Raw genomic sequence first — 19,069 nt, 5'->3', positions numbered from 1 at the left:
TGAGACATCTCTTCATAATCATTTCCTTTCAATATATATCGGCCGAAATATAGCATCGCCGATATAAATATCTATAAAAATAATTATACAGTGACCGTGATCTATGCCCATTTGAGTGTGTTCTGATGAATGTATTCAGAAATGCAGAGTTCACTGCGCACGACATGATGTAATCAAATTTCACCAATAGATTGCACAATGAACTCTGTTTTTAGATGTGATAATTAAAACAAATTACCGTTCAGCCATAAATGGCAAAGAATTGAAGCGATATAACCTAATGCGATTACTGGCGCCCAACGTAAGTGACCAGCAAACGTGTACAGACCACGTGCTTGGCCCATTAGTGCGACACCCGCAGCTGAACCGATAGATAACAAACTACCGCCCACTCCCGCTGTTAAGGTAACAAGTAACCATTGTCCTAACGACATATCAGGTTCCATGCTTAATACCGCAAACATCACCGGAATATTATCAACAATCGCAGACAATACACCCACCGCAACGTTTGCCATTGTGGTATCCCACGTGCCGTACATGATGCCCGATGCCAGACTTAGGTAACCCATAAAGCCTAAACCACCCACACACATGATCACACCGTAGAAGAATAACAGAGTATCCCACTCCGCTTTTGCTACTTTATTAAATACGTCAAATGGCACCACACCACCAAGCTGTTGCAAGGCTTTTTCGTCCTGAGCAAGCTCAGCTTTCGCACGCTTACGCTCTAACGAAATTGGCAGGGTTTTACGTAAGAAGTAACCAAAGAATTGCAGATAACCCAAACCTGTCATCATACCCAGTACTGGTGGCATGTGTAATAGGCTGTGAGCGGCTACGGCAGAGGCAACTGTCAGTAGGAATAACAAGACAATACGCTTAGCACCACGTTTAGTGATAACCGTTTCCTGTACGCCTGATAGTTTTTCACCTTTAGGAATAAATAATGTCATGATCGCAGCAGGAATAATGAAATTCACTACAGATGGTAAGAATAACGCAGCGAATTCATTGAACTCAACCATGCCTTTCTGCCAAACCATTAACGTTGTAATGTCACCAAACGGACTGAACGCACCACCCGCATTGGCGGCAACCACGATATTAATACAAGCAAGGTTGATGAACTTTTTATTTTCACCTGCCACTTTTAGTACCACTGCACACATAAGCAGTGCCGTGGTTAAGTTATCTGCAATCGGTGAAATAAAGAATGCCAGAATACCGGTTAACCAAAACAATCCCCTTAAATCAAGACCCTTACTTAACATCCAACTGCGTAATGCATCAAACAACTGACGCTCTTCCATCGCGTTGATATAAGTCATCGCGACCAGTAAGAACAACAAGAGTTCGGCATATTCTAACAAGTTGTGTCTAAACGCAGCTTCGGCAATATCAGACATACCTAAGTTAGCGTAATGCCAACCGATAAGCGCCCAAATAACACCCGCTGCCACCAGCACAGGTTTTGATTTTCGTAAATGTAAATGCTCTTCCGCCATTACCAACAAATATGCGCAGGTAAAAATGATAATAGCAAAATAGCCTATATTGGACGCAGTAAGATCAACGATCTCCTCACCACCAGATGCAAACGCAAACGTTGCAGGTGCTAATCCAAACAAAATAACTAAAATAAGCTTCATTGCCATGTTATGTGCCTTCCCTCTCAAAATGATAAAAACCTGTGTAATGTATGTTAAAAATTTGTGTTTCGCTATAAGCAAACGCATTTTTAGTGAAGTAATGTCTATTTTTATGTTCTTTATCAATTCACTTTTAACTAACTATTCAAGGTAGCTACATTTAAGTCATTACAGCGTTCGTTTATATTGATATTCAACGTATTGGTTTTTATCGCGACATATATCAAAATGGTTAACTATAACGTATTCCTTTCTTCATCTATTTTGACTATATTAGACTTATCTAATCACTACCATTCGTAAATAATTCAATGACAAAAAGCGTTAACTTTAAGATACTGAGGTTGGTCAAAATACTTCCCCCTAGTATCGTTATTTTGTTTGCAGTGTTGGTTAACATCATTGTAATAAACAACAATAAAACAAAGTTAACTAATGATATAAAAACGCTTCGTCAAGATTTCATAGCAACAGAAAAAGAACTCGTAAGATCACAGGTTAAACAGCTTGTGCAACAAATTACTTATGAAAAAAGTAATACAAAGTCCCTATTAAAAAGCAATATTAAATCCCGTGTCGAGCAAGCCCACCGTATTGCGACAACTATCTACGAAGCCAATAAAGATAAATCAGAAGCCCAAGTAACTAGGTTAATTTCCAATGCTTTGAGAAGTATTCGCTTTAACCAAGGGCGTGGTTATTATTTCATTTATAAAACGAATGGTTTGAATGTCATGCACCCCACCCTGCCAAATTTCGAGGGCACCTCGAAGTGGGATATCCAAGATGAAAGGGACAATTATATTATTCGGGATATAGCCAACGTAATAAAAACCAAAGGCGAAGGTTTTACTCGGTGGTGGTTTGTGAAACCACAAGATAACAATCAAGAGTTTGAAAAAATTGGCTTCAGTAAACACTTTGCGCCTTATGATTGGTTTATAGGCACGGGTGAGTATGTGGTCGATGTTGAAAATGATATTAAACAACGTCTATTAAAACGTATTTCACAGATGAATTATGGCACTAACCGTTATATCTTTGTTATCGATTATCAGGGCAACTATTTATCTCATTACACTAAAAGCCCACAAGAAAACAACCATCAATCACTTACAACAAAAAGAATTATAGATGTAGCTAAACAGGGAGAAAACTACCTGCATTATACTAGCTCTGTAATGCCAAGTAGCTCAAAACCAGCCGATAAAATTAGTTACATTGTCGGTTTACAAAACTGGGAATGGGCAGTCGGTTCTGGGGTATATATTAGCGAAATTGAACGCTATCTTACAGCGCGTGAAAAAGGGATTAGTCTACAAAATAAAAAGGACCTAACCGAAATTTTGTGGTTAAGTTTATTCGCTACCTTTTTCTTTGTCACTTTATCGCTTGTCTTAGCTAACTATTTAGCTCGCCGCTTTGCCTTATATGAAACTCAAATAAAGACCGATTTTTCTAAATTAAACCAAGTTAAAGAACAACTACAACACCAAGCATTACACGATTCCTTAACTCAATTACCGAACCGCGCATTACTCGATATCCAAATAGAAAAAGGGATTAATCTATCTAAGAAAAAGAATAAAAAATTAGCGGTTATGTTTGTCGACCTCGATGATTTTAAAAAGATAAATGATATGTATGGGCACTCTATCGGAGATAGTTTACTCGCGACCCTAGGCAATATATTCCATAACATATTATCACCTAAAGATAGTGTGGCTCGTTTTGGTGGTGATGAGTTTATCTTCTGCTTCCCAGAGCTAGACAGCCAAGTCGATGCAGAGCAAAAAGTGGAGAACATACAGGCGATCTTTAAACAAAACTTTATCATTAATGGAAAATCAATTCATTCAAGTTGCAGTATCGGGGTTGCGATGTACCCAGATGATGGCGAGAAAAGCGAACAACTGATTAGTAAAGCCGATATTGTTTTATATAAATCGAAATCGTCTCAAAAAGGTAATTTTTTATTCTTTAATGAAAGTATCAATACCCAAGTACAGCGCGATCTATTGCTTGAATCTGAATTGCATTCAGCTGTCGCAAACAATGAATTGAATGTGCTTTATCAGCCGCAAATTAATGTAGCAACAGGGCAAATCTACGGTGTTGAGGCATTAGTTCGTTGGCATAATGCCAAGTTGGGCCATGTATCCCCTGTCGAGTTTATTCAAGTTGCTGAAGATATTGGCCTTATCAATGAAATAGGCCGCTTTGTTATTGAAAGATCGTTACATGATATTGTGCAATTTAATCACCACAGTGCCATTCAGCTACAACTATCAATTAATATTTCACCCAAACAACTGATGGAACCTGACTTTCTTAATCAGTTAATCAATATCACTGATGATGTGGATCTTGATAACAGCCTTATTACCTTAGAAATAACAGAAAACGTACTCATTAATGATTTAGCTAAAGTGCAGCCCATTTTGCAATCGATTAGAAGGTGCGGGTTTAAACTATCACTTGATGATTTTGGTACTGGATACTCATCGCTGAGCTATTTAAGCAATCTACCAATCAATGAAATAAAAATTGACCGTTCATTTATCGATAAATTTTTAACGAACGATCAAAGTGAATCCTTAGTTAAAACAATTATCGCCATTGGCCAACTTAGTGATTTGACTGTTATTGCTGAAGGAGTCGAAACCAAAGAGCAGTATGAGCGTCTTCGCCATTACCGTTGTGATTTAGTCCAAGGCTATTATTTTGACCGACCACTGGCGCTAACAGACCTCATATCAAGGTATCCGTTGAACCAAGTTAGTCATGGCGCAGAGTCTGCTGTTACCGAGACCGAATAGCCGTTAGCTTGTGTTTAATGAAAGGTATATTGCTGAACTGAGAAATAAAAAGTAGAAGTGAGAAGTGAAATAGTAGCCCACTTCTCACTTCTCATTTTAATATCCACTCGTTAGATATTATGCTTTTGCTTAAATTCAGCCATTAACGCATCTGGGCGTTGTTTTTTATTTTTGCTGTTTAATACATAAATAACTGTTTTACCATCTGGACCAGCGCCAATATCACTGAAACGTAATGCAGCTTCACCAGAGTCACGTGTTAATTTCATGTCAGCCCATGAGCTAAATACATAATAACGATTGTCCATGAACATTTCGCCATAGAAAGGACCTGTTGCTTCACGCTTACCTTGATATAAGTCGACATGTTTCACGCCTTCAAGTTTCTTTTTCTGCTCGCCTGTTAAACCAAACTTAAGCGTTTCGCCATGTGGGCCTTCGCCAATGAATGCTTTAAAATAAGCGGTATGACCAAGTTGCATGAAATCTTCATAAAGATCAAAATCACTGAATAAATAAATACGGCCATCTTTGTGAACTTCAAAAAATTGCTCCGTTTGTGCATTCGCAACTTGAACAGCAGGTGTTGTCGAAGCCGTCTCAGTTGTTGCACAACCGCCAAGTAAAATAGCCATCGTTAGTACAAGCGTTTTCTTCATTCTAGGATCCTTCCAATTATAATAATTTTCATCAATTAAAAGGATTATATTAAAGTGTGTTGATGACGAGGGCATTGCAGTTTATTGACAGTATGATGACAAACGCGATAACAAAAAGCAGGCATAAAAAAACGCGCTACCCCAGAGCTGAGTGACAGCAGGGATAACGCGTTAAGCAATAAAGAATAGGTTAGTCGTAATTAGATACGAGTACGCTTCTTCACTGGACCTTTTTTAGGACTACGCTGTTTAGTTGGGCGTTTCTTACCATGAAGTGGCACACCAGAACCAGCAGGCTTAGTACGACCTTTACCGCGAGGTTCATTGGTTTCTTCAATTTCTTTACCTAGTCTACCCGACTTTTGACGTGCTTCATTGTTTTTCAATGAACGGCGGATACGACCTTGACGAATACGTGTTTCTTTACGATCTAAGTTACGTGCAGTTGTTTCTGGTGCTAGTGAAACGATTGCGCGTAAGTAGTTAATCTCATCAAGTGCAAGTTCCGACCAACCACCACGTGGTAAACGGCGATCAAGTACTAAAGAACCATAACGGATACGGATAAGACGACTTACCTGAATACCTTGAGATTCCCATAAACGACGAACTTCACGGTTACGACCTTCACTCAATAATACATTGTACCATTGGTTAAGACCTTCACCACCAGTACCGGCAGCAACACCTTTAATTTTTTGGAATTTTGCAGGACCATCTTCTAATTCAACACCCATACGCAAGTTTTGAATGATTTTTGGCGTTACTTCACCAAAAATACGACAAGAGTATTCACGTTCAACTTCGTGGCTTGGGTGCATTAGGCGGTTAGCAAGTTCACCATCTGTAGTAAACAATAGTAGACCAGATGTGTTGATATCTAGACGACCAATCGCGATCCAACGGCCACCTTTTAGTGGTGGTAGACGGTCAAATACTGTCTTACGACCTTCTGGATCTTTACGTGTACATAACTCACCTTCAGGTTTATGGTACGCAAGAATACGACATACGTTTTCTTCTTCTGTGATTATTTGAACTGGGTTACCGTCAAAACGCACTTTGTCCGTTTCTTCAACACGGCTACCTAATGTCACAATGTCACCATTAACGCTGACACGGCCTTCAACGATCACAGCTTCCATCTCACGACGGGAACCTAAACCAGCACGTGCTAGTACTTTCTGTAGCTTTTCACTCATCAGTTTTCCTAAATATTAAGTTACGATCTTATTTCGCAATTATAAAATGTTGTATCTGTTAGATAAACTTAGCTATCCAACAATGTTCTTCTTGATACCGTTAGATATCTAATACAGTTTCTTCGTCCATGGCGGCTAATTTAGCCAATAACGCTTCATCCAATGGGGGTAATTCTTGAATACTTTTAATCCCAAAGTAATCCAAAAATTGCGTTGTTGTCGCATATAAAGCCGGACGTCCCGGTACTTCTTTACGGCCAATCACTTTTATCCACTCTCGCTCTTCAAGCGTATGGATAGTTTGGCTGCTGACAGCAACGCCACGAACTGCTTCAATATCGCCCCGACTAACGGGTTGACGATAAGCAATCAGTGCTAATGTTTCTAATGTCGCGCGCGAATATTTCGGTGGCTTATCTTGCAACATACGCTGTAACCAAGGAGTCAAGTGCGACCTTGCTTGGAACCGATAACCACTGGCAACTTCCACCAGCTCAATGCCTTTACCTTGATAATCTGCGCTTATCTCGGCAATATATTCGACGACTTGCTGACGCGATAAATCTTCATCACCAAGTACATTACGACATAAAGCCGCTAATGATAACGGTTTCTTGGCAACAAAAATAGCCGCTTCAATAATCTGTTTATAAGGTGTTGTATTCACACTCAGGTCTCATACTTATTCAGCTAAACTTAAGTATATCTCACCCAAGAAATTATTCTGGATAAGACTAATTAAAGACTCTTTCAATAACTCAAGGATCGCGAGAAAACTCACAACAATACCACGTCGCCCCTCTTCAAGATCGATCACTTGATGAAAGGTACGCACTTTACCATCTTGCAATAACGCTAGAATATGGCTCATTTTCTCACGCGTCGTTAATACTTCACGTTGAATTTGATGATGCTCGAAATGCTCAGCTTTCTTGAGTAATTTTTGCAGATTATACGCCAAGTCTCGCAGAGATACTTCTGCTAATAATGGGGTTTCGGTAATATTTTCTGGTAGCATTGCATTAGCAACAAAAATATCACGCTGAATTCGAGGATGCTCATCCAAATTTTCTGCCGCATTCTTAAATATTTCATATTCTTGCAACTGACGGATAAGCACTAAACGTGGATCGTCTAGCTCTTCTTCTGTAACCACTAGCTTTGGTAATAGTAACCGTGATTTAATTTCGGCTAATAATGCTGCCATCACCAAGTATTCACCCGCAAGCTCAATTTTTAACGTGGTCATCAAGTCCACGTATTCCATGTACTGCGCAGTGATCTTTTGCATAGGTAATTGCAAAATATCGAGTTTTTGCTTTTTAATTAAATACAGTAATAAATCTAACGGTCCTTCAAATGCGTCTAAGAATACACTTAACGCATCTGGCGGGATAAACAAATCCTTTGGTACTTTGCGTAATAGTTCACCGTTAACCTTGGCAATCGCACTACTAGACTCTACCACTGGTTACACAAAAGCGGATGCATCACCGGCACCTTGACGAAGAATGACAGCATCACCTTCTGAATAATCAATCACGGTTGTCGCTTGCTCACCTAAGTAACCACCATTAATAATCAGGTCAACTTGGTTTTCAAGACGGTCACGGATCTCTTCAGGATCAAACTCTGCGCCTTCATTACCCGGTAAGATTAATGATGTCGACATCATAGGCTCACCCAGTGCTTCTAATAATGCTAGGGCAATATTATTATCAGGTACACGAATACCAATCGTTTTACGCTTTGGATTCACTAAACGACGAGGCACTTCTTTTGTACCTTTAAAGATAAACGTAAACGGACCTGGGGTATTATTTTTAAGCGCGCGATACGCCTGATTATCAACACGTGCATATAATGATAATTCAGATAAGTCACGACACAACAAGGTAAAGTTATGTTCTTTATCTAACTTACGAATTTGACAAATACGCTCTAACGCAGTTTTATCACCAATATGACAACCAAGGGCATAGCCAGAATCGGTTGGATAAATGATCACACCACCATTGCGTAAAATCGCAACAGCTTGACTAATTAGGCGAGCCTGCGGGTTATCAGGATGCACATAGAAAAATTGACTCATAAAATATTACTCCTTAGCTTCAGGCCAAGACGACCACACTGCGGTACAGTCTTTGGGAATATATAAATTTCGACCTAATTCAGTCCAGCTGCTTGGTCGATGAAAATCAGAACCAACAGACCCTAATAAAGCATAATCACGGCTATAACTTGCTAATAATATACGTTCGTTAATGCCTTGTTGTGGTTGTCCCACTTCCATGGCATCACCACCCGCTTCTTGGAAGGCTGCTAGTAATCTTTTAAACCATTTAGTTGATAGTTTATACTGCAGCGGATGGGCCAGTACAGCTTGCCCACCTGATTGATGAATTATTTCGATCGTTTGTTCAATTGTTGCCCAGTTGGGTGGCACATAGCCGGTTTTGCCTTTGGCTAAGAAACGTTTAAATACATTTTGAAACGTATTTTCGATACCTTGTTCAACTAAGTATTTAGCAAAATGGCTGCGGGTAATACTCGCATCACCAGCCAGTGCTTTTGCGCCTTCATACGCGTTAGGAATGCGTGCTTTGGCTAAACGGTTACCCATTTCAATTGCGCGCTCTTCCCTTTTATTACGTTGATCGGCTAAGAATGCCTGTAATTCAGGATTTGTAATGTCGACATTCAAGCCAACAACATGAATTTCATGGTTTTGCCAATTCGTTGAAACTTCAACACCATTAACAAGCGTCAGCGGTAAGCTAAGCTCTGCAATAGTATCGTGCCCTTCTTGTAAGCCATCAATCGTGTCGTGGTCTGTGATTGCCAGTACATCAACACGATTTTCAACCGCACGTTGGACTAATTCAGCTGGACTTAAAGAACCGTCAGAAGCTGTGGTATGAGAATGTAGATCGTAAATCATAAAAATAGTGCGTATCCAGCGGTAAGAAAGTCAAAAAAGAAACAATAAGGCCCTAGTATAAGTTTTATTTAACAATTTCAAACAAAAATTAATAAATGTATTGACAATAATAGGCCTAACAGCCTAAATTTAACTTAATTAGATAACTTTATGGCTCAGACGCAATGCAAAATATTACAAACCAAACAATTAGTTGGTGGTGGCACATCCCTCATTAAACGGGCATGTGATTTTGTGATATCTGCAGTAAATGTAAATCTACAAAAAATAACAAACATTAAAGCCCGTTTCATTGAAACGGGCTTTTTTATTGGAAATTTAGACTCACTACAGCAAGGAAAGTGCGATGACGCAATTATTAGCGCCAGGTAAATTACATTCGATTCAGCAAGATTGTCCTCATATTGACGATCCTCTTGCATTCTATCGCCACATGTATCGCCCAAGCGGTAACAGTCTATTATTAGAATCGGCAGACATCGTCACCAAAACGGCATTACAAAGTTTAATCTTGCTTGATGCCGCCGTTAAGATTGCCTGTTTTGGCAGAACCGTGGAGTTCACCGCATTAACCCTGAATGGCGAAAATGTACTCCCCTTTTTAGCCGATGAATTTAAAACCCAACTTGGTAGCGATGCTATCACCTCTCTGAGCCAAAACGCATTATCCTTAACATTTGCACCAACCGATGACAGTCTTGATGAAGATTCACGCTTACAGTCATCATCACCTTTCGATGCACTGCGTACTATCATCAATCGCGTTATGCCAGAAACACCATTCCATGAAGCATTATTTCTCGGTGGCTGTTTTGCCTATGACATGATCGCGAGTGTTGAAGAATTACCAAACGTGCCAGATGGCGCCAACATCTGCCCTGATTTTGTTTTCTATATTGCTGAAACCTTAATTGTGATTGACCGTCAAACCCAACAATCAAAATTAATCGGTAGTGTTTTTGGTGGCGAGCATTTCGCTAAAGCGCTCACTGAAACAGAAGCGAAATTAGCTCGAATTCAAACAGAATGCACCACCGTTTTAACCGCTAACTCAGTAATTAAAACCGCAGACCTAACACTCAGCGTCGATATTAGCGATAGTGAATTCTGTGCCACAGTAGAAGATTTAAAAGACTACATTCGTAAAGGTGACATCTTCCAAGTTGTACCGTCACGTTGCTTTAACTTGCCTTGCCCAGATTCATTAGCGGCTTATGAAAAGCTCAAGCAGACTAACGCAAGCCCGTATATGTTCTACCTGAACGATTCAGACTTCGTGCTATTTGGTGCATCACCAGAAAGTGCATTGAAATACGATGCACAAAGCAATGACGTTGAAATTTATCCTATTGCAGGTACACGTCGTCGTGGTTTCCGTGCCGATGGTTCAATCTGTCCTGATTTAGATGGTCGTATCGAATTAGAATTACGCCAAGACAAAAAAGAAACCGCTGAACATATTATGTTAGTTGATTTAGCCCGTAATGACGTAGCACGTATTAGCCAACCCGGTACACGTTATGTAGCCAACCTATTAAACGTTGACCGCTACAGTTACGTGATGCATTTAGTGTCTCGTGTAAAAGGTAAACTGCGTAACGATCTTGATGCTTTACATGCTTATCAGGCCTGTATGAATATGGGTACGTTAGTAGGTGCACCAAAAATTCGCGCAGCTGAACTCGTTCGTCAAGTTGAACAGCAACGCCGTGGTAGTTATGGTGGTGCTGTGGGTTACCTTACTGGTGATGGCACGATGGATACTTGTATTGTTATTCGCTCTGCGTTTGTAAAAGACGACACTGCTTACGTACAAGCAGGTGCTGGCGTTGTTTACGATTCAAACCCACAATCTGAAGCAGATGAAACGCGCAGTAAAGCAGCCGCAGTATTAAATGCAGTGGCACTCGCACAGGGCTCGTCATTAGCAGCAATAATGGCAGCAGAAGCTAATTCAAACACAACTAACAGCACTAAGTAACGGAGGCAACATGAGCAATACTTTATTTTTACTAGACAATTTTGACTCTTTTACTTACAACCTAGTGGATCAATTCCGCAGCCTAGGCCATGACGTTAAAATTTACCGTAACAGCATTAGTGCCGAAGCGATTAAACAGCAAATTGACCAATGTGAAAACAACCCTATTGTCGTGCTTTCACCTGGCCCAGGAAACCCTTCTGAAGCGGGTTGTTTGCTGGAACTAATTCGTTTATGCCGAGGTCAATATCCAATGATTGGCATTTGTTTAGGCCACCAAGCCTTAGTACAACAATATGGCGGCGTTGTTGGTCGCGCAGAAGAAATCATGCACGGAAAGGCATCTGCAATTAACCATGACGGTAAACTGATGTTTGCTGGTTTAAGTCAGCCGCTACCTGTGGCACGCTATCATTCATTAGTCGCAACGCAAGTACCAAGCAGTTTGACCGTGAACGCCGAGTTTAACGGTATGCCTATGGCCATTATTCAGCCTGAAGATAAAGTAATTGGATTTCAATTTCACCCAGAATCAATATTAACCAGTGAAGGCGCTGAGCTGTTAAAAAACACCCTAGCATGGGCAACAGCGTAAGTAGTAAGCCAAAGGAGTAGGTCAATGGAACAAGTTATTATAAATATTTTAGATAAGTTATACGCAAACCAAGTACTGACAACCGAAGAATCAGAAGTACTTTTTACCCAAGTAGTACAAGGTGAAATGGATCCAATCGTACTTTCATCTGCGTTAACGGCACTCAAAATACGTGGTGAACAACCGGATGAAATTGCTGGTGCTGCACAAGCATTACTGGCTGCGGCAACCCCTTTCCCAACAGTTGATGAGCTACATGCCGACTGTTGTGGTACGGGTGGTGACAACATGAATACCATCAACATTTCAACAACCGCAGCATTTGTTGCCGCAGCTTGTGGATTGAAAATGGCAAAACATGGCAACCGCAGTGTATCAAGCAAATCAGGTTCGTCAGACTTGCTTGAAGCGTTTGGCATTAACTTAACTCAAACACCCGAGCAAGCAAAAGCCTGCCTTGATGAATTAGGCATCTGCTTTTTGTTCGCACCACAATACCACGCCGGTATTCGCCATGCGATGCCTGTACGCCAGACACTAAAAACACGCACCATCTTTAATGTATTAGGCCCGCTACTCAACCCGACTCGTCCACAAGTACAGTTAATGGGTGTGTATGATGAAAGCCTCATTCGTCCAATTGCTGAAACAATGGATAAACTGGGCGTACAACGTGCATTAGTCGTTCACGGCAGTGGTTTAGACGAAGTAGCACTGCACGGTGAAACAAAAGTTGCCGAGCTTAATAGAGGCATGATCACCGAGTTCACATTAAGTCCAGAAGACTTTGGTGTGGAACGCTATGATGTCAGCGAACTACGCGGTGGTGATGCAGCAGAAAACAAAGTTATTATCGAACGCTTGCTATCAGGCCACGGCACTGCAGCACAACAAGCAGCGGTTGCAATTAACGTGTCAGCATTATTAGTTGTAGCAGAAATAGCAGAAGACTTTAAACAAGGTACAGCATTAGCCATGGCCGCAATTAACGATGGTCGAGCATTAGCCTTGATTAACCAACTAGCAGCCAAAAGTCAGCAAGCTTAGCATACCGTTAATAACCGAATCTAACAGGAAGGAAGCATAAATGTTAACGCAAGAGTTACAGCAAACCATTCTCGGAAATATTGTAGACGATAAAGTGACTTGGGTTGCTACGCGTAAAGCTAGCCAACCACTAGCGAGTTTTATTGCTGAACTAGAACCAACAGATCGTGATTTTTATGCCGCACTGTCCGGTAAACCAACCAAGTTTATTTTGGAATGTAAAAAAGCATCACCATCAAAAGGCTTAATCCGCCCTGAATTTGATTTAGATTTGATTGCGGGTGTTTACAAAAATTATGCAGCAGCCGTTTCTGTACTCACGGATGAAAAATACTTCCAAGGTGATTTTGAATACGTTACTAAAGTACGTAGCATCGTCACTCAACCCGTCATTTGTAAAGACTTCATCATTGATGAATACCAGATTTACTTAGCGCGTTTACACCAAGCAGATGCAACATTATTGATGCTTTCTGTACTTGATGATGCGGAATACATTGCGCTAGCAAAAGTCGCTCATAGCTTAAACATGGGTGTACTAACAGAAGTCAGTAACGAAGAAGAATTAGTACGCGCGATTGCATTAGACGCGAAAGTGATTGGTATTAATAACCGCGATCTGCGTGACCTGTCTATTGACTTGAATCGAACGAAAGTCATTGCACCGCAAATACCAAGTGATCGCATTATCATTTCAGAATCTGGCATTTACAACAATCAGCAAGTTCGCGATTTAGCCAACTACGCAAACGGCTTCTTAGTGGGCAGTTCATTAATGTCACAGGACAATGTCGATTTAGCTTGCCGTCGTTTGATTTTAGGTGACAATAAAGTCTGCGGTCTGACCCGTCCTGAAGATGCGAAAGCGGTATATGAACAAGGCGCGATATATGGCGGCCTTATCTTTGCACCAAAGTCTCCGCGTTGTGTTAACTTAGCAACAGCGCAAGACGTAATCGCTGCAGCGCCATTGGCTTATGTGGGTGTATTTGTGGACGAACAAGTATACCTTGTGGCTCAGCTAGCGAACCATTTAGGTTTAGCCGCTGTACAATTACACGGTAGCGAAGACGAAAGTTACATTGAGATGCTAAAAGTCTTACTCGACAACGATACTCAAGTTTGGAAAGCGCACGGGGTTAACGAACAAGCTCCTAACTTAACTCAGACCAAAGTTGATCGTCATTTAGTTGATAGCAAAATTGCGGGCCAATCAGGTGGTACAGGACAGACATTTGATTGGTCATTACTAACGCCTGAAGATTGCAGCCAAATCATGCTGGCAGGTGGATTAACGCCTGACAACGTACAAGACGCTGCAAAACTTGGTTGCTTAGGGCTAGATCTAAACTCAGGATTAGAATCAGCACCCGGTATTAAAGATACAAACAAAATTATCGCGGCATTTAGCGCGCTTAGACATTATTAAAGGAACTTATCATGGCAAAACTTAATGCCTTTTTTGGCGAATTCGGCGGCCAATACGTATCGCAAATCTTAATACCTGCATTAGATCAATTAGAAGATGCATTTATCGATTCACAAAATGATCCTGAATTTGAAGCAGAATTTCAACAGCTATTAAATGAATACGCAGGCCGTCCAACACCGTTGACGTTATGCCGTAACATTACTAAAGGCTCAAAAACAAAAATTTACCTAAAGCGTGAAGATCTATTACACGGTGGTGCGCACAAAACTAACCAAGTACTTGGTCAAGCACTGCTGGCTAAACGCATGGGTAAAACAGAGATCATCGCTGAAACAGGCGCAGGTCAACACGGTACTGCATCAGCGCTAGCGTGTGCGTTGCTGGGTCTAAAATGTCGCATCTACATGGGTGTAAAAGACATGGAACGCCAAAAGCCAAACGTATTCCGCATGAAGTTAATGGGTGCTGAAGTTATTGGCGTTGATTCAGGTGCGGGTACATTAAAAGATGCCTGCAATGAAGCATTACGCGACTGGTCTGCAAACTACGAAAATGCCCATTACCTATTGGGTACTGCGGCAGGTCCTCACCCATTCCCAACGATTGTGCGTGAATTCCAAAAAATGATTGGTGAAGAAGCGAAACAACAAATCTTAAAAGCAGAAGGTCGCTTACCCGATGCAGTGATTGCGTGTGTTGGCGGTGGTTCGAACGCGATTGGTATGTTCAACGACTTTATCGAAGAAGAAAGCGTAAAACTGTACGGTGTTGAACCTGCAGGTAAAGGCATTGCTTCTGGTGAACATGGCGCGCCAATTGCTGAAGGTACTAATGGTATTTTCTTTGGCATGCACTCACTATTGATGCAAGATACCTACGGTCAGATCCAAGAGTCATACTCTGTATCTGCGGGACTTGATTTCCCATCGGTGGGCCCTCAGCATGCACACTTGTATACATCTGGTCGCGCTGAATATCCTTCTGTAACCGATGAAGAAGCACTGGCGTCATTCCAGTTATTATCATCACAAGAAGGGATCATCCCTGCGCTAGAATCATCTCATGCATTAGCTTATGCAATACAGATGATGAAGCAGGATATGGATAAAGAACAAATTTTAGTGGTTAACTTATCAGGACGTGGCGATAAAGATATCTTCACCGTTGCCGATATTCTTGAAGGTGAAGGAGCATTATAATGAGTAATGTAACGGGAAATGTAGTGAGCAATATAGCGGGACGTTATCAACAAGCTTTTGCAGCGCTAGCAGAAAAAAATGAAGGCGCTTTCGTACCATTTGTAACGATTGGCGATCCAAACCGTGAACAATCAATGGCTATCATCGAAACATTGATTGCAGCAGGCGCAGATGCGTTAGAACTGGGGATTCCATTCTCAGATCCAGTGGCTGATGGTCCTACAATCCAAAAAGCGACGTCTCGCGCATTAAATGCAGGCATCAATCCAGATATCTGTTTTGAAATGCTGACAGAGATCCGTGCTAAATACCCACAAATGCCAATCGGCCTACTCTTGTATGCAAACCTTGTATACGGTAATGGCACTGATAAGTTTATGGCGAAAGCGGCAGCGGCTGGCGTTGATTCATTATTGATTGCCGACGTACCAGTACAATACGGCCAGCAGTTTAAAGAAGCTGGCGACAAAGTAGGTATCGAAAGTATCTACATTGCACCGCCAAATGCTGATGACGCAACACTGAAACAAGTTGCAGAACAAGGTTCTGGTTATACTTACCTACTTAGCCGTGCGGGGGTAACAGGCGCAGAAACGAAAGCAGAAATGCCAGTGGGTCCATTATTGGAAAAACTAAAGTCGTTTAATGCCGCACCGTGTTTACTTGGTTTTGGTATTTCATCTCCAGAGCAAGTTAAGCAAGCTGTAGCGGCCGGTGCAGCAGGCGCAATTTCAGGTTCTGCCATTGTAAATATCATCGAGAAAAACCTGAATGATAATGCACAAATGCTACAAGAATTATCTGAATTTGTAACGCCAATGAAAGCAGCGACACGCGCTTAATATTGTTACGCAATAGAAGATAAATATATAAAGCTTTACCGATTAAGCCCTTAGTGCCTATTATTATGACTATTACAAATACCATAATATAAGCGTACTGGGGCTTTTTTCATGCCACATGATTACGACTCTACGATTCATATCAAAAATTAAAACTTTTAGGAACAAGGAAGCACCATGACAGGTTATTTCATTCAAGCATTCATTTATCTGTTTGCAGCCGTTATCGCAGTACCCATTGCCAAACGCCTCGGGCTAGGTTCAGTACTCGGTTATTTAATTGCAGGTGTTATTATCGGCCCCGTTATTGGCTTAGTCGGCAGTGAAACCGCAACAATTCAGCATTTTGCTGAGTTTGGTGTTGTCATGATGCTATTTTTAGTTGGTTTAGAGCTTGAACCTCGTATGTTGTGGGACATGCGCCACCGCCTTATTGGCTTAGGTGGACTACAGGTTGGTTTGAGTACTGCAGGTGTCATGGCTATCTGCCTTGCGCTTGGTTTAGACTGGGGACTCGCCCTCACCATAGGGCTAGTGTTCTCTCTTTCCTCTACTGCAATCGTGTTGCAGACCTTTAATGAAAAAGGCCTAACTAAAACCGAAGGGGCACGGTCTGCGTTTTCAGTATTGCTGTTCCAAGATATTGCCGTGATCCCAATGCTCGCGTTAATCCCATTATTAGCGATACCAGAATTGGTTGAACAAGCACAAAATGCAGTGCAAGCAGCCAGTGCACAACATGAAGAATTATCATTAGTCGCAAACATCTCAGGTATTTATTATGCGTTAGTGATCATTGTTGCTATCACAGGCGTAATTGTCGGCGGCCATTATTTAAGTCGCCCACTGTTTAAGTTTGTCGCTAGCTCGAAAGTGAACGAGATCTTCACTGCCACATCACTAATGCTCGTGATAGGCATCGCTGCAATCATGAATTTAGTCGGCTTGTCCCCTGCCCTTGGTGCATTCCTCGCGGGTGTGGTACTGGCAACCAGTGAATTTAGACATCAGCTTGAAGCCACCATCGAACCTTTTAAAGGTTTGCTATTAGGCTTGTTCTTTATGACTGTTGGCGCAGGCATCGACTTCACAGTCTTATTTAGCGAAACCACGACTATCTTTGCTATCACCCTTGGTTTAATGCTAGTAAAAGCATCAGTGCTGTTAATTTTAACGCTGATATTTAAAATCAAAGGTAGCGACCGTTGGCTATTGGCGCTGAGTTTGGCGCAAGCAGGTGAATTCGGCTTTGTACTACTTGGCTTTACCGTTAACAACCATGTGTTACCTGTTGACCTCGCGCAGACATTATCATTGTCCGTTGCCCTGTCGATGTTCCTAACACCTGCGTTATTCATATTCTACGAACGCGTGATCTTGCCGCGTTACATGGGTAAAACAAATCAACAAGAAAATGATGATATTGAAGAACACGGGGATGTGATTGTCGCGGGTATTGGTCGCTTTGGCCAAATCGTTAACCGTTTATTAGTCGCTAACGGTGTTAAGACAGTAGTGCTGGATCACGACGTGAATATGATCCAAGGTGTTCGCTCATTTAATATGAAAAGTTACTTCGGTGATGCAACCCAACCAAGCTTACTGGAAACAGCAGGCATCGCGAACGCCAGTTTATTCATCGTCGCGATTGATGACAAAGCCAGAGCAGTTGATTTAGTGCGTTATATCAAACACCATTATCCGCAAGTAAAAGTGCTTGCCCGCGCTTACGATCGTGGTCACGGCTATTCATTACGCCATGCAGGGGCAGATCATGTTGTCAGTGAAACCTATCATTCGGCATTAATCCTAGGTTCTCACGCATTGATCAATCTTGGATACAGTGAACAACAAGCAAAAGACGTTAAGCTTACGTTCAAAGAAGTTGAAAAACACAGTAAGGACACGCTTTATCAAACATGGTTGAATAATAGTGAAGACGATAAATTTAATACCGCTTATCGCGATCTCTATTTACAACTTGAAGATAGCTTAGCGGATGTCATGAAAAAGGATAAATCAGCCACATCAGTCTCTACTGAAACAACCGAAAGTAACGATTCGGGAATCCACAACGAACCAAATAAGGCATAATAAGCGCATGACTCCGGCAGTAAAACTCGCTAAAAAAGCAAAAATAACGCATAAAACTCATGAATATAAACATGATTCAAGTGCAGAATCTTACGGTTTAGAAGCCGCAGAAAAAATGGCAGTGGCAGCTGAACGTATATTCAAAACGCTAGTGGTTGATGTCGGAGATAAAAAACTCGTGGTTGCCGTTGTACCTGTGACTGCAATGTTGAATTTAAAAGCGATTGCTAAAGCAGCAAAAGCTAAAAAAGCGGTGATGGCAGATAAGAACGATGTCATGCGCTCAACGGGTTACGTGCTTGGTGGAGTCAGTCCGTTGGGACAAAAGAAACGCTTACTCACTGTCATTGATAGCTCAGCACAAGCACATGAGACTATCTATGTCAGTGCGGGTCGTCGCGGCTTAGAGATTGAACTAAGCCCGTTAGATCTAAAACAACTAACCAATGCCGAGTTTGCTACGATTAGTAGTGAGTAACGATTATCGACGAGTATAAACGTGCTAACATAAAAAACTAAAGGCCCAGTAGATTGCGCTACAGGGCCTTTTTACACTCTCTGTCAGTCCTAAATATGCTTACACATTTAGATACTGATTTTCTA

At 41.4% G+C, this 19,069-nt stretch carries 17 protein-coding genes; 10 read left to right on the top strand and 7 right to left on the bottom strand.

The genetic code is table 11. The annotated features are described in order from the left end of the window. Positions 1-224 precede the first annotated feature (224 nt). Positions 225-1,661 (bottom strand): sodium:proton antiporter NhaD, encoded by a 1,437-nt coding sequence (gene nhaD / locus HWV00_RS05345; RefSeq protein ID WP_211685103.1) that lies wholly within the window; start codon positions 1,659-1,661, stop codon positions 225-227. 305 nt (positions 1,662-1,966) lie between these two features. On the opposite strand from nhaD, the gene HWV00_RS05340 reads away from it, so the two are divergent. Beyond that, positions 1,967-4,474 (top strand): cache domain-containing protein, encoded by a 2,508-nt coding sequence (locus HWV00_RS05340; RefSeq protein ID WP_211685102.1) that lies wholly within the window; start codon positions 1,967-1,969, stop codon positions 4,472-4,474. Between the two features lie 110 nt (positions 4,475-4,584). Here HWV00_RS05340 and HWV00_RS05335 read toward each other — a convergent pair whose 3' ends face one another. The 6 genes from HWV00_RS05335 to HWV00_RS05310 form a co-directional block, all read right to left on the bottom strand. Continuing rightward, a complete protein-coding gene (locus tag HWV00_RS05335) occupies positions 4,585-5,133 on the bottom strand; it encodes a hypothetical protein (RefSeq protein WP_211685101.1) in 549 nt (182 codons plus the stop codon). A 200-nt stretch (positions 5,134-5,333) separates the two neighbouring features. Continuing rightward, on the bottom strand, positions 5,334-6,335 hold the full coding sequence (gene rluB / locus HWV00_RS05330) for a 23S rRNA pseudouridine(2605) synthase RluB (protein ID WP_211685100.1): 1,002 nt from the start codon (positions 6,333-6,335) through the stop codon (positions 5,334-5,336). A 100-nt stretch (positions 6,336-6,435) separates the two neighbouring features. Next, positions 6,436-7,002 (bottom strand): SMC-Scp complex subunit ScpB, encoded by a 567-nt coding sequence (gene scpB, locus HWV00_RS05325; RefSeq protein WP_370630489.1) that lies wholly within the window; start codon positions 7,000-7,002, stop codon positions 6,436-6,438. Positions 7,003-7,017: 15 nt separating this feature from the next. Continuing rightward, positions 7,018-7,803, bottom strand: coding sequence for a ScpA family protein (locus HWV00_RS05320; RefSeq protein WP_211685099.1), 786 nt, complete (start codon positions 7,801-7,803; stop codon positions 7,018-7,020). 3 nt (positions 7,804-7,806) lie between these two features. Continuing rightward, a complete protein-coding gene (locus tag HWV00_RS05315) occupies positions 7,807-8,427 on the bottom strand; it encodes an L-threonylcarbamoyladenylate synthase (RefSeq protein WP_211685098.1) in 621 nt (206 codons plus the stop codon). Positions 8,428-8,433: 6 nt separating this feature from the next. After that, entirely contained in the window at positions 8,434-9,276 is an 843-nt protein-coding gene (locus tag HWV00_RS05310) for a PHP domain-containing protein (protein WP_211685097.1), read from the bottom strand. A 150-nt stretch (positions 9,277-9,426) separates the two neighbouring features. Here HWV00_RS05310 and HWV00_RS05305 point away from each other — a divergent pair, with 150 nt between their 5' ends. The 9 genes from HWV00_RS05305 to ybaK all read left to right on the top strand — a co-directional run bounded on the left by HWV00_RS05305 (position 9,427) and on the right by ybaK (position 18,944). Next, positions 9,427-9,648: a hypothetical protein gene (locus tag HWV00_RS05305; protein WP_211685096.1), complete on the top strand. Its 222-nt coding sequence runs from the start codon at positions 9,427-9,429 to the stop codon at positions 9,646-9,648. Then, on the top strand, positions 9,623-11,257 hold the full coding sequence (locus tag HWV00_RS05300; RefSeq protein ID WP_211685095.1) for an anthranilate synthase component 1: 1,635 nt from the start codon (positions 9,623-9,625) through the stop codon (positions 11,255-11,257). Before HWV00_RS05305 ends, HWV00_RS05300 begins: the two co-directional genes overlap by 26 nt. Before the next feature lie 10 nt (positions 11,258-11,267). After that, entirely contained in the window at positions 11,268-11,852 is a 585-nt protein-coding gene (locus HWV00_RS05295; RefSeq protein ID WP_211685094.1) for an aminodeoxychorismate/anthranilate synthase component II, read from the top strand. 24 nt (positions 11,853-11,876) lie between these two features. Continuing rightward, entirely contained in the window at positions 11,877-12,899 is a 1,023-nt protein-coding gene (gene trpD, locus HWV00_RS05290) for an anthranilate phosphoribosyltransferase (protein WP_211685093.1), read from the top strand. A 40-nt stretch (positions 12,900-12,939) separates the two neighbouring features. Next, entirely contained in the window at positions 12,940-14,328 is a 1,389-nt protein-coding gene (trpCF, locus tag HWV00_RS05285; protein WP_211685092.1) for a bifunctional indole-3-glycerol-phosphate synthase TrpC/phosphoribosylanthranilate isomerase TrpF, read from the top strand. 11 nt (positions 14,329-14,339) lie between these two features. Further along, positions 14,340-15,530: a tryptophan synthase subunit beta gene (trpB, locus tag HWV00_RS05280; RefSeq protein WP_211685091.1), complete on the top strand. Its 1,191-nt coding sequence runs from the start codon at positions 14,340-14,342 to the stop codon at positions 15,528-15,530. Further along, positions 15,530-16,372 carry a tryptophan synthase subunit alpha gene (gene trpA / locus HWV00_RS05275; RefSeq protein ID WP_211685090.1) on the top strand — a complete coding sequence of 281 codons (843 nt, stop codon included), beginning with the start codon at positions 15,530-15,532 and terminating at the stop codon, positions 16,370-16,372. Before trpB ends, trpA begins: the two co-directional genes overlap by 1 nt. Before the next feature lie 177 nt (positions 16,373-16,549). Then, positions 16,550-18,466 carry a monovalent cation:proton antiporter-2 (CPA2) family protein gene (locus HWV00_RS05270; RefSeq protein ID WP_255554923.1) on the top strand — a complete coding sequence of 639 codons (1,917 nt, stop codon included), beginning with the start codon at positions 16,550-16,552 and terminating at the stop codon, positions 18,464-18,466. Positions 18,467-18,473: 7 nt separating this feature from the next. After that, positions 18,474-18,944 (top strand): Cys-tRNA(Pro) deacylase, encoded by a 471-nt coding sequence (ybaK, locus tag HWV00_RS05265; protein ID WP_211685089.1) that lies wholly within the window; start codon positions 18,474-18,476, stop codon positions 18,942-18,944. Positions 18,945-19,069 lie beyond the last annotated feature (125 nt).

Origin of the sequence: Moritella sp. 24, from assembly GCF_018219155.1 — a bacterium.
Classification (GTDB): Bacteria; Pseudomonadota; Gammaproteobacteria; order Enterobacterales; family Moritellaceae; genus Moritella.
Note: the sequence above shows the minus strand (reverse complement) of the source record. Positions and strands in the feature narration are given on the sequence as shown.

What these genes read in the sequence shown, in the direction of transcription:
- nhaD (WP_211685103.1), bottom strand. Translation starts at nt 1,661, where the DNA reads ATGGCAATGAAGCTTATTTTAGTTATTTTGTTTGGATTAGCACCTGCA.
- HWV00_RS05340 (WP_211685102.1), top strand. Translation starts at nt 1,967, where the DNA reads ATGACAAAAAGCGTTAACTTTAAGATACTGAGGTTGGTCAAAATACTT.
- HWV00_RS05335 (WP_211685101.1), bottom strand. Translation starts at nt 5,133, where the DNA reads ATGAAGAAAACGCTTGTACTAACGATGGCTATTTTACTTGGCGGTTGT.
- rluB (WP_211685100.1), bottom strand. Translation starts at nt 6,335, where the DNA reads ATGAGTGAAAAGCTACAGAAAGTACTAGCACGTGCTGGTTTAGGTTCC.
- HWV00_RS05315 (WP_211685098.1), bottom strand. Translation starts at nt 8,427, where the DNA reads ATGAGTCAATTTTTCTATGTGCATCCTGATAACCCGCAGGCTCGCCTA.
- HWV00_RS05310 (WP_211685097.1), bottom strand. Translation starts at nt 9,276, where the DNA reads ATGATTTACGATCTACATTCTCATACCACAGCTTCTGACGGTTCTTTA.
- HWV00_RS05305 (WP_211685096.1), top strand. Translation starts at nt 9,427, where the DNA reads ATGGCTCAGACGCAATGCAAAATATTACAAACCAAACAATTAGTTGGT.
- HWV00_RS05300 (WP_211685095.1), top strand. Translation starts at nt 9,623, where the DNA reads ATGACGCAATTATTAGCGCCAGGTAAATTACATTCGATTCAGCAAGAT.
- HWV00_RS05295 (WP_211685094.1), top strand. Translation starts at nt 11,268, where the DNA reads ATGAGCAATACTTTATTTTTACTAGACAATTTTGACTCTTTTACTTAC.
- trpD (WP_211685093.1), top strand. Translation starts at nt 11,877, where the DNA reads ATGGAACAAGTTATTATAAATATTTTAGATAAGTTATACGCAAACCAA.
- trpCF (WP_211685092.1), top strand. Translation starts at nt 12,940, where the DNA reads ATGTTAACGCAAGAGTTACAGCAAACCATTCTCGGAAATATTGTAGAC.
- trpB (WP_211685091.1), top strand. Translation starts at nt 14,340, where the DNA reads ATGGCAAAACTTAATGCCTTTTTTGGCGAATTCGGCGGCCAATACGTA.
- trpA (WP_211685090.1), top strand. Translation starts at nt 15,530, where the DNA reads ATGAGTAATGTAACGGGAAATGTAGTGAGCAATATAGCGGGACGTTAT.
- HWV00_RS05270 (WP_255554923.1), top strand. Translation starts at nt 16,550, where the DNA reads ATGACAGGTTATTTCATTCAAGCATTCATTTATCTGTTTGCAGCCGTT.
- ybaK (WP_211685089.1), top strand. Translation starts at nt 18,474, where the DNA reads ATGACTCCGGCAGTAAAACTCGCTAAAAAAGCAAAAATAACGCATAAA.